The sequence below is a fragment of the Streptomyces sp. NPDC005151 genome (assembly GCF_053599875.1).
Genome location: NZ_JBSFYR010000087.1, coordinates 21,804 through 31,911, shown reverse-complemented (window position 1 = coordinate 31,911; position 10,108 = coordinate 21,804). Strand labels below are relative to the sequence as shown.

The 10,108-nt window shown below is 69.4% G+C and carries 7 protein-coding genes and 3 pseudogenes; 6 read left to right on the top strand and 4 right to left on the bottom strand.

The features are described 5' to 3' along the window. Both ACWD6R_RS32265 and ACWD6R_RS32260 read left to right on the top strand, forming a co-directional pair. Positions 1–410 (top strand): annotated as a pseudogene (locus ACWD6R_RS32265) (hypothetical protein); the annotation flags it as partial. Position 411: 1 nt separating this feature from the next. Beyond that, positions 412–855, top strand: coding sequence for a hypothetical protein (locus ACWD6R_RS32260; RefSeq protein ID WP_451821945.1), 444 nt, complete (start codon positions 412–414; stop codon positions 853–855). A gap of 100 nt (positions 856–955) precedes the next feature. On the opposite strand, the pseudogene ACWD6R_RS32255 reads toward ACWD6R_RS32260, so the two are convergent. Both ACWD6R_RS32255 and ACWD6R_RS32250 read right to left on the bottom strand, forming a co-directional pair. After that, positions 956–1,141, bottom strand: a pseudogene (locus tag ACWD6R_RS32255) (hypothetical protein); the annotation flags it as partial. 452 nt (positions 1,142–1,593) lie between these two features. Next, entirely contained in the window at positions 1,594–3,777 is a 2,184-nt protein-coding gene (locus tag ACWD6R_RS32250; RefSeq protein ID WP_451821944.1) for a pentapeptide repeat-containing protein, read from the bottom strand. A 24-nt stretch (positions 3,778–3,801) separates the two neighbouring features. Between ACWD6R_RS32250 and ACWD6R_RS32245 the strand changes: the two are divergent. Together ACWD6R_RS32245 and ACWD6R_RS32240 are read left to right on the top strand one after the other, a co-directional pair. Beyond that, positions 3,802–4,209: pseudogene (locus ACWD6R_RS32245) on the top strand (RidA family protein). 87 nt (positions 4,210–4,296) lie between these two features. Beyond that, the gene (locus ACWD6R_RS32240) at positions 4,297–5,031 is read left to right on the top strand and encodes a translation initiation factor IF-2 (RefSeq protein ID WP_451821943.1); all 735 of its coding nucleotides are present in this window, start codon (positions 4,297–4,299) and stop codon (positions 5,029–5,031) included. Positions 5,032–5,357: 326 nt separating this feature from the next. On the opposite strand, the gene bla is transcribed toward ACWD6R_RS32240, so the two are convergent. Together bla and ACWD6R_RS32230 are read right to left on the bottom strand one after the other, a co-directional pair. Continuing rightward, entirely contained in the window at positions 5,358–6,281 is a 924-nt protein-coding gene (bla, locus tag ACWD6R_RS32235; protein ID WP_451821946.1) for a class A beta-lactamase, read from the bottom strand. A 116-nt stretch (positions 6,282–6,397) separates the two neighbouring features. Further along, positions 6,398–7,996 carry a penicillin-binding transpeptidase domain-containing protein gene (locus ACWD6R_RS32230; protein ID WP_451821942.1) on the bottom strand — a complete coding sequence of 533 codons (1,599 nt, stop codon included), beginning with the start codon at positions 7,994–7,996 and terminating at the stop codon, positions 6,398–6,400. 275 nt (positions 7,997–8,271) lie between these two features. Here ACWD6R_RS32230 and ACWD6R_RS32225 point away from each other — a divergent pair, with 275 nt between their 5' ends. Then, entirely contained in the window at positions 8,272–9,144 is an 873-nt protein-coding gene (locus ACWD6R_RS32225) for a LysR family transcriptional regulator (RefSeq protein WP_451821941.1), read from the top strand. Then, positions 9,141–10,055 carry a serine hydrolase gene (locus tag ACWD6R_RS32220; protein WP_451821940.1) on the top strand — a complete coding sequence of 305 codons (915 nt, stop codon included), beginning with the start codon at positions 9,141–9,143 and terminating at the stop codon, positions 10,053–10,055. Before ACWD6R_RS32225 ends, ACWD6R_RS32220 begins: the two co-directional genes overlap by 4 nt. Positions 10,056–10,108: the final 53 nt, after the last annotated feature.

The window sequence follows — 10,108 nt, the reverse complement described above, 5'->3', positions numbered from 1 at the left end:
GGATCTTCAAGGGCGGGCAGAACTCCACCTCGTCCCGGGAGGTTCACGACTACTGGCGGCGTTGGGCTCAGAGCGGCGACAAGGTGTGCACCGGCGGAATGCAGACCGGAGAACGGTGCGGGTGGAAGGTGACCGCCACCCAGGCCACCGTGAAGTACAGCGGAGGAACCATCGCGCGGAACATGGTCGTCGCCAAGAAGACCTCGAGCGCCTGTGTCATCGGGGGCGACTCCGGCGGCCCCGTCTACACCGTGGACAGCTCCGGGCGGGCCTACGCCAAGGGCATCATCTCGGGCGGTGGCGGTGGCGGCAGCGATCACAGCGGCGGCCTGTTCGACCCCTGTCAACTGATCTTCACCGATGTCGGGCTGGCCAACAGCGCCCTTCCCGGCCTGGTCGCGAGGTACTGAGATGAGACGATTCGTCCTGCCCGCCCTGCTGGCGGCATCGATCCTGACCGGCTGCTCCGGGACGGGCGAGACCGCCTGCACCCTCGTCGGCATGGATTCCCAGGTCTCGCTGGTCTGGCGCCCCTCGGACTTCGGTACGGCGAACGCGGCCACCCTCCGCTTCTGCGCCGGCGAGGTCTGTGAGGAACGGAAGTCCGGCGACCCGGACGACCCGGCGAACCTGCTGGCGATCCCGCTCCCGGAGGCCGACGGCCCCGGCCCCGTCCAGGTGCGGCTCACCGTCACGTCCACCGTCGACGGCAAGGAGATCGTGACCGACGAGACCGAGGCGAACCTGAAGGAGCAGCACCCCAACGGCAGAGGCTGCGACCCCACGGCCTGGACCGCCGCGGTCCGCGCCGAACCCGTCGGCCTCACCGACCCGAAGGGTCTGCCCCTCCAGTGAGCTCGTTTCATCCTGAATTGGCTGGTCAGGGTTCTGGTGTGGTGACGGCTGGGTGTACCCGTGCTGGCAGGGCAGCATGATCTCTGGGATTGATCATCTGTCAGCGGGTGGACTGGAGGCCGGTGAGTACCAGGAGGGCTCGCAGCAGCGTGGTCGCGTACGCCGCGCTCATGCGGACCTTCGTCAGCACCCGCCAGGCCTTCAAGTTCGCGAAGCCGTGCTCGTTGGCCGCACGTTCGCGGCTGACCAGGCGATTCGCCTCCTTCTGGGCGGCGGTCAGCGGCTTGCCGCGGGCGGCCTTGCGGCCCGTGGTCCGGCCGCGTCCTTGCGGTGCGGCACCACCCGTCCCGGCTCCACGTCGCCGGCCGTGGCCGAATCACCGTCCCCGGTATCCCGCGCGGCCGCCTGGTCCTCGGCGACGCTCAGCTTGCTCGCGATGCTCGCCCCGAAACCGCTTGATCGCGCTACGGGACCCAAGCTCGACCCCGTGAGTACTCCACTGATCAGAGCTCATGGACAGCGATCCTGCCAGGCAGCCCCCGCTGGTGCGCCGGCCGGCCCGACTGACGAAGCGGCCCATCTCACGGTGGGCCGCTTCGTTCCCATCCGGCCCGAGGTGTCCGCCGGCAACGAGCCCGGCCGCCCCGGATGCCACCCGCCACGCCCGACCTTGTCCTCCTGTGGCCGGTTGATGAGATGGCTGACTTGGGTCTGGGTCATTCCCGCTGGTCAGTGCCCTTATCGCTTGATACGTCCGCGGATGGCGAGGACAGCGAGGCCGAGCAGGACGGGTTCGGTCAGGCGGGAGGCCATTTCGGTGTAGGTGCCGGCGGTGGTGAGGTCCTGGTCGGAAGACCGGAAGATCACCGAGTTGACCACCACTCGCAGGCTTCCCTCGAAACGCTTGGTGGAGAGGCGCTCGTGGAGGGCGTTCGTGGGGTTGACCGGGTCGGGCTTCCCGGTGGGCAGTCGAACTTGCCGGCCGGACAGGCTGCCGACGGTCTCCGGCTTCCAGCTGTCGGCGGGCAGACCCCAGAGCATCATCACAAGCAGTGTGCCGGTCATTGCGAGCAGCAGCCACACCACGGCGCGGGTGGCGCGCAGTCCGTATCCCGAAAGCGCCCAGTACGCGGCAAGGAGAGCCCGTTCGGCGCGCGGCCGGTTGTGATCGTGGCGGCGCATCTCCATCTCGCCGTAGTAGAAGTCTGCCGCGTCCGGCTCGTTCTTGCTGTCCTCGAATGCCTTGCGCAGCGCCCGGTAGACCGGGGCGAGCTGCGCGGGCCCGACATGTTCGGTATGCCCGGTGTCGGGGATAGCCTGCTGCCAGCCTGTAACGGCGGTGGGCTGACGGGAGCGCCAGTGGTGTTCCTCGGCGAGGGTTCGGCGCTGGGTGAACCGCTGAGGGCGGAGCCGCCGCCATTGCGTGCGGGCCGGGACGATGGCGAAGGTGCAGTTGCCTTCCAGGCGGATCTGGTCGAGGTGGACGGTCCCGGTGAACTGGCATTGCGTCAGGTCGATGTCGGCGAGTACCAGGTGGGCGGCGTCTACCCCGCGCAGGGAAACGATCCGCACCCCGGAGCCGGTTGTGCCGGCGAGGGGATCGTCCGGGACGACGGAGCCGCGGGTTCCGCGGGAGTGGCGAAAGTGGGCTTGCTCGGCGGCGATGCTCAGGGGGTATTCGAAGACGGCGTGCGCGAAGTCGACGTCGGCATGGCGCAGTCGCAGCGCGGCGGTTGATTCCCAGCGCGTCCGGTGACACTCCAGGCGCCGGGCCGCGATCGACAGCGTCACCGGCCCGCTGAACCTCGCCCCCGACAGGAACACCGTATTCCCGCAGACCAGCGGCCCCAACTCCCCCGCTCGCTCGAACACTGCCGCGCCGAAATCGACGTCTTCGGTGAAGCTGGCCGCCTCGAAATCGGCGATGCCAGTGAAGATCGCCGATCCGAAATCGACGGTGCCGGCGAAGGTGGCCGACTCGAAATCGGCGGCGCCGGTGAAGGCAGCCAAGTGGAACCGGGCCGCGCCGTTGAAGGAGGCCGACCCGAAATTGGCGGTGCCGGCGAAGGTGGCCGACCGAAACTGAGCGGTGCCGGTGAAGGTGACCGACGCGAACCGGGCGTCGCCGATGAAGGCGGCTGACCTGAAATCGGCGGTATCGGTGAAGGTGGCCGCCCGGAACCCGGCGTCGGTGAACTTGGCCGAGATGAACACGGCGGCGTCGGTGAAGGTAGCCAAGAGGAACCAGGCTGCGCCGGTGAAGGTGGCCGAGTAGAACCGGGCGGCGCCGTTGAAGGTGACTGACTCGAACCCGGCAGTGCCGGTGAAGGTGACCGAGTCGAACTGCGCTTCGCGAGTGAAGGTGGCCGACTCGAACCAGGCGTTGCCGGTGAATATGGCCAAGTGGAACCGGGCGTCGCCCGTGAAAGTGGCCGACTCGAAATCGGCATTGCCCGTGAAGGTGGCCGACTCGAAGCGGGCGTCGCCGAGGCGTGGGTGGTTTGTGGTGGGGTCGCTGAGGGCGTTGAGTAGTTGGTCGATCAGTTGGTCGGTGAAGCTCGTGCCCCGGTAGTCGATGTCGTCGCCGGCGTTCAGGCTCGCGAGGTGGGTGTCGCGGTCGAGGCCGGAGAGGTGTACGAGGCAGGACGGGTGCGGGTCGACAGAGCGTCCGATGCAGCCGGCGCGGTCCCCGCTGGTGACGCCGTCACCGCAGTACGGCCAGTCCGGAACGACAGGGGCTGGGGTAGATGCCATACGGGTGAGTACACCGCCTGCCCACCGCCCGTTGCGAGGCGGCCTCCGTAAAACGCCCGCGCGCCCTGAATCGCCCAGTGGCCCGGCCGTCGTCCGCCAGGGAAGCAGAAGGCAGGATGGGACATGGCCGCACGGGCCTGACTGGTCATCACAATCCAGACAACTCACGTGGCCCCTCCTACCGTTCCCCGCATGAGCGAGCGACGCGCGATCCTCAGCGGATCGACCTACGAGGAGCAGATCGGCTACGCCCGGGCCGTGGTCGACGGCGACTGAGTGCACGTATCCGGGACGACCGGCTTCGACTACCGCACGATGACCATCTCGGACGACGTCGTCGAGCAGGCCGAGCAGTGCCTCCGCAACATCGAATACGCGTTGAAGGAAGCGGACTGCACCTTCGCGGACGTCGTCCGGGTGCGTTATCTCCTCCCCAACCGCGACGACTTCAAGCCGTGCTGGCCCCTGCTCCGCGGCCGCTTCGGCGACGTTCGGCCCGCCGCCAAGATGATGGTCTGCGGCCTCGCCGACCCCCGGATGAGGATCGAGATCGAGGTGTACGCCCGCCGCCGGAACCTCACGGGGTGCGCCCACGTCTGATCGCCGCACCGGCTGAGTACGATCACCTACGCCGGTCTGAGTACGCGAGCGGTCGCCCGCCGCGCGCGGCGCCGGAAGGGTGGACGCATGCGCCGACTGCTGCTGCTCGCCCCGCTGTTGCTGTTCACCGCCGGCTGCGGGGTGGTGCAGTCCTCCGAGGACGAGGCGACGGACGCCGCACGGGAGGTGGCCAGGAAGGCGGGCGAGCGGCTCTACAGCCAGCGTCCGCGCACGGCGGAGGAGGTCGGGCGCTCCGCTTCCGGCATCGACGGGGTGGAGGTACTGCGGGTAACGGGTACCTCGACACACGACGGGGACGGCGTCGACGTGGTCGTCCGCACGTCCGGCTCGGCGTACAACGGATGGCTCGACCCTGAGGAGGTCGCCGTGCGGCGCTGTTTCGCGGTGCGGGTGTCGCCCAAGTCGGAGTGGGGTGAGGATCCCCGTGACGTGGACTGCCCGCATCGCCCTCCGCTGACCTTCGCCCCGCCACCCGAACCGCCCCGGCTGCCGTACGAGGAGCTCCGCGCGAAACTTCCCCGGGTGCCGGAGGGCGGCCGGGTGGACGAGGCCGAGGTGCGCCGTACGCTCGCCGCCCTGGACCTGCATCCGGCGATCCGCACCGAGGTGAAGGCGGACGGCGGCCGGGTCGGCGTTCTCCTGTCGGTAAAGGGCAACGGCTTCGACGCGCAGGACTGCCTTCTTGCCCGCGTGGGCCCCGGCGCCACCGAGGTGTGGGTGCCGCCCCGGATCCAGCGGATGCCCGGAGAGGGCGGCTGCACCGTCGGCAACGCCCTGGACCCGAAACCGTCACCGCACTGAACGGGGTGCCTGGCTCCGGCGAAAAGCCACCTGCACCTTCCCCGCCGCCTCCGCCATGTCGCCCATCGCCTCTACCGTCCCTCAGAAGCGGACCGGGGTCATGAGTAGAAGTACTCAGGACCCCGGTGGGTGGTCAGTGCAGGAGCGGCGAACCGGTCAGCTTCCACGCCTGGGCACCCTTGCCCGCCGTCTTCGGTGTCGTAGATGACGGTGGCGTCCGACGATTACCACAGGCCCTTGTTGAGCGTGGCGGACGGAGCCGTGCACGTCCGCACGACGACCTTCAGAGTCACACACCAGCCAAACCTCAGGCCAGCACACCCCAATCAATCGCGGGTCAGCCCATAAGCAACTGCGGCGAGGGTGGCTTCGGCGGCGCGGGCGATAAGGGCATCGTCGGGTACGGCGTGCTTCGTGTCGCGGCGGGAGAGGACGGCCAGGACGATCGGGGCGGCGTCGGGTGGCCAGACGATGGCGATGTCGTTGCGGGTGCCATAGCCGCCCGTGCCGGTCTTGTCTCCGACCTGCCAGCCGTCAGGAACACCGGCACGGATGGTGTGGTCGCCGGTCGTGTTGCGCTTGAGCCAGTCGGTCAGCATGGCCCGCTTGTCTGTGGGGAGCGCGGTGCCGAGGACGTACGCGCGCAGATCGTTGGCGAGGGCGCGGGGCGTGCTGGTGTCGCGGGGGTCACCGGGGACCGCGTCGCTGAGCGCGACTTCGTAGCGGTCGCAGCGGGTGGTGTTGTCGCCAAGGCTGCGCAGGGCGTCCTGCAGGCCCCGAGGGCCGCCGAGTTCACGGAAAAGGATGTTGGCCGCGGCGTTGTCGCTGTAGCGGACGGCGGCGTCGCACAGCTCGCGCAAGGTCAGTCCGGTGGCGACGTGCCGCTCTGCGATCGGCGAGTTGCTGATGAGATCGTCACGGCCGTAGCGCACGAGCCGGTCCATCTGCCGGAGGGAGTTCTTGTCCAGCACGGCGCCGGCGAGCAGTGCCTTACAGGTGGAGGCGTAGGCGAAGCGTTCGTCGGACCGGTGGGTGACGGTCCGGCCGCTGCCGGTGTCGAGGGCGTAGACCCCCAGCCGGGTATCGAACTTCCGCTCCAGTCTGCCGAACTCACGCTCCGTACGGGTATCGGCAGGCGCCGATGTGGAGGGCTTCGAGGCGGGTGGAGTCGGACTGGATCCAGTCCGGGAGGCGGCATCCGGGGTGGCGCTGCAGGCAGGGAGCGGCAGGGCCGCGATCCCGGCCAGCATGGCGAGTGCGGCACGACGGGAGAGGGGGGTTCGGGTGTGCATGATGCGCGGGCTTTCCCTTCTGAAGTGGTCGTTCGGACCTGTGAAGTGGTCGTTCGGACCCGGCCGGCCTCTTCTCAGCGGGCCAGATTGCGCAGAAACCGCGCGGCGACCGGGCCCGCGTCGGCGCCACCGGAACCGCCGTCTTCGAGGAGCACCGCCCACGCGAGGTCGGAGTCGCCCTGGTACCCGATCATCCAGGCGTGGGTGCGCGGCGGGTTGTCGCTGCCGAATTCAGCGGTTCCGGTCTTTGCGTGAGGCTGACCGGACAGGTCCTTCAGCGCGTGGGCGGAGCCGGAGGTCACGGTGGCGCGCATCATCTCGCGGAGCGCGCGGGTGACTTCGGGGTCCAGCGCCACCGGTGCCTGGTGCTTCTTCTTCACTGCGTCCGGCACCAGTACCGGCTGGCTGAACGTCCCGTTCTTGACGGTGGCCGCGACGGATGCCATCACCAGCGGTGACGCCTGGACGCGTGCCTGGCCGATGGTGGCGGCGGCTTTTTCGTTGTCGCTCGTCGTGACGGGAACGCTGCCGTCATAGGTGATCGTGCCCACGTCCCAGCTGCCGCCGATACCGAACGCCTGGGCCGCGTCGCGCAGGCCGGTGTCAGAGAGCCGGCCGCGAGCGTCGACGAAGTAGGTGTTGCAGGACTGGGTGAAGGCGTCTGCGAAGGTCGAACCGGCCGGGAGGTCGAACTGCCTCTGGTTCTCGAAGCGCTGTCCGTCGACACGCGCGAACTTCGGGCAGGCCGCGGGGTCTCCGGGTTTCATGCCGCCCTCCAGAAAAGCCGCTGCGGTGACGACCTTGAAGACGGAACCGGGCGGATAGCGCCCCTCGAGGGCACGGTTGAAACCGCCGGGCCGGTTGGCGGCGGCAAGAATGTGACCGTTGCGCGGGTCTATGGCGACGATGGCCGCATTGACCTCGACTCCGGTCAGAGCATCGGCTGCCGCCTCCTGGACGCGAGGGTCGATGGTGGTGTGCACCGGACGGCCTTCGGCCGGTGCGGCCTCGGTGAGGTCCTTGACGGCGCGCCCGCTCTGCCGGTCCGCGACCACCAGGGTCTTGTGTGCCTTCATGCCCCCGGACAGGACGTCGTCGTAGCGGGCCTGCAGACCGGATGTGCCCTTGCCGCTGACGGGGTCGACGGTGCCCACGAGACTGTCAGCACGGAGCGGGTCGCCCTTGGCGTCGAGCACCTTCGCCCTGTCGTTGCCGCTCTTGAGCGCGAGTGTCTGCCCCGGTTTCAGCTCCGGATGGATCACCGGCGAAGTGAACTCGACCTTCCACGTCCCAGACGTGTCGATCACCTGCGCCCGGGAGCGCCAGGTGACGTCGCCTGCGCCCGGTACGGCCATGGTCACGGTGAAGGGGAACTGCACCTCCCCTTCGTCGCTCTTCCGGCCCTCGCCGTCGACGATGGTGGTCCTGGAGGGCTTGAGGTTGGTCAGTACCGACGTGAGGAGCGACGCGGCGTCGTCAGGTGTGTCGGTGTAGCTCGCCGCCTTCCGCGCGTCGTGCCCGGCCCACGCGGCGAGGAATGCCGCCAAGGGCTCGCGGGCGGACGCCACTTCCGCATCGTCTTCCTGAGCATCGCCGCCCACGAGACCGAAGGCGGCATATCCGCCTCCCGCCAGCAGCAGAAGGGTCACGACGATGCCAAGCGGTCGCCGCACGCGCCGCGACCGCCCCCGCGGGGCGGAACTGTTCCGGCTGTCGGTACGCGTCAAGGTGCTCTCCGTTCCGGGTCGGGCCTGATCGGCTCGCCGGAGACGGCCCCCCGGCGTCGGCGGGGGTGCCTGCGCTCGACAGCAGCCTGGTGACGGCCCTGCCGAAGCCGACGCGGCCAACCCCCGTCGGGAGTCAAGCCCGCCACCGGACCGCATGTCGAATACGATCTCGGCATGCGAATGATTCGCAAGCCATATCGCCGCACGTCAGGAGGTACAGAGTGCTGACGGAACGGCACCTGGAAATCTTCATCGCGCTGGCGGAGGAGGAACACTTCGGGATCGCCGCGCAGCGGGTGGGCATCACCCAGCCGCCCCTGTCGCAGGGCCTGCGCCGGCTGGAAACCCTGCTCGGCGTCCGACTGTTCGACCGGGAGAGAGGAGTGTCCCTCACCGAGGAGGGGACGCTGCTAGTCCCGCACGCCCGCCGAGCCCTGGCCGCGCTCGCTGAACTCCGTGAGACCGGTGCCCGCGAACACGCCGACGGCCGACGCCTGCGGCTCGGGCTGGCTCCCGAAGTGCCGACGACCCTCGCGGCCGACGTGGCAGCCGCGCCGGTCCGGGCAGGTGAACGGACGCGAATCGGCATGGTGACGGCATCGACCGCCGCGCTGCTCGGCGATGTTGCGGCCGGGCGGCTGGACATCGCCGTGATCCGGCATCCCTCCGTGCTGCACGGCCTCGCCGCCGGCCGCGTGATTCTGCTGCCGACCTGGATCCTCGCCCCCGTCGGTCGCGTGGACGCCGGTGACACACTGGCGTCCCGCCTGCCCGTTGCCGTACGTCCCCGCGCCGAAGCCCCCGCGGCCCATGACCTGTTCATCGACACCCTGTCCAGCCGCGGCCGCCGGGTGGAAACCGTGGTGGTCTCCGATGAGCGCGCCGGCCTCGCACTCGTAGCGTCAGGTCAGGCAGTGCTGGTCACGGCGGACGACGCTCTGACGGCCTCCGGAGTCGAACGGCGAACGGCGACGGACCCATCGCTTCCCCTGCGGCTGAGGGTGGCCTGGGACCCGCGCCGTCCGGGTGCAAAGGAGACGGCCAAGACAGCGCAACTGCTGGAGGACGCCCTGACCCGGAAGGTGGCACCGTGAGCGGAACGCGGCGCGGCAGCGGCGTGGAGCCTGCCATCCGCAGCATGTTCGACGACGCGGGAGTCCGCGGCTGGCTGCACGTGGCAGAACTACACCGCCCGTCGGCCCAGGTGACCATCGATCCCGACGAACAGCTGCCCATGGGCTCGGTCTACAAGGTGCCTCTGATGGTCGCCTTCTGCCGGCTTGCCGACGCGGGGCTGATCGACCCGAGTCGCAGGCTGACGCTGGAACCCGACGAGCGCATTCCCGGCCCGACCGGCATCTCCATCCTGCACGACGCTGTCACCCTGTCGCTGCGCGACATGGTGGTGCTGATGATGACCATCTCCGACAACACCTCGGCCGACGCCGTTCTCCGAGCGGTCGGCCCGGACGTGGTCGACGCCGTGTGCCGCGACCTGGGCATGCCCGACACCCGTATCCACGGGGGCGTCGTCAACACGTTCAGCCGTCTGGTCGCCGAAACGGGCGCCCACTCGCTGGACGCGGCCCTGGCGCACGTGGCGAACAACGACACCGTCGTGCCGCCAGGCGTGTACGACCCGGCGTACAAGGCTTCCACCACACCAGCGGACATGGCGCGGCTCCTGCGAGCGATCTGGACCGGACAGGCCGCCTCCGCCGACCGCTGCGCCTTCATACGCGAGGTGATGCGCAGACAGCCGTGGACGCACCGGCTCGGCTCCGGATTCCCCTACGACGACGTCACCGTCTACGGCAAGACCGGCACCTTCGGTGCACTGCGCCACGAAGCGGGCGTAGTCGAACTCGCCGACGGCAGCACCTACACCGCCGTCGTCTTCACCCAGGCTGCCCGATCCGACAATAAGCTCCCGCGCGCCGACGCGGTGATCGGCGCTGCAGCCCGGGCCGCTGTGGAGGAACTGCGGGGACGCCAGGGCACCTGATAGAGACCCCCGCCGTCTAGGCCGTGAAGGGCCGGAGTGCCGGGCCGCCACGG

Coding starts and splice junctions, on each gene's coding strand:
- ACWD6R_RS32240 (WP_451821943.1), top strand. CDS start 4,297: ATGCGCCGACTGCTGCTGCTCGCCCCGCTGTTGCTGTTCACCGCCGGC.
- ACWD6R_RS32260 (WP_451821945.1), top strand. CDS start 412: ATGAGACGATTCGTCCTGCCCGCCCTGCTGGCGGCATCGATCCTGACC.
- bla (WP_451821946.1), bottom strand. CDS start 6,281: ATGCTGGCCGGGATCGCGGCCCTGCCGCTCCCTGCCTGCAGCGCCACC.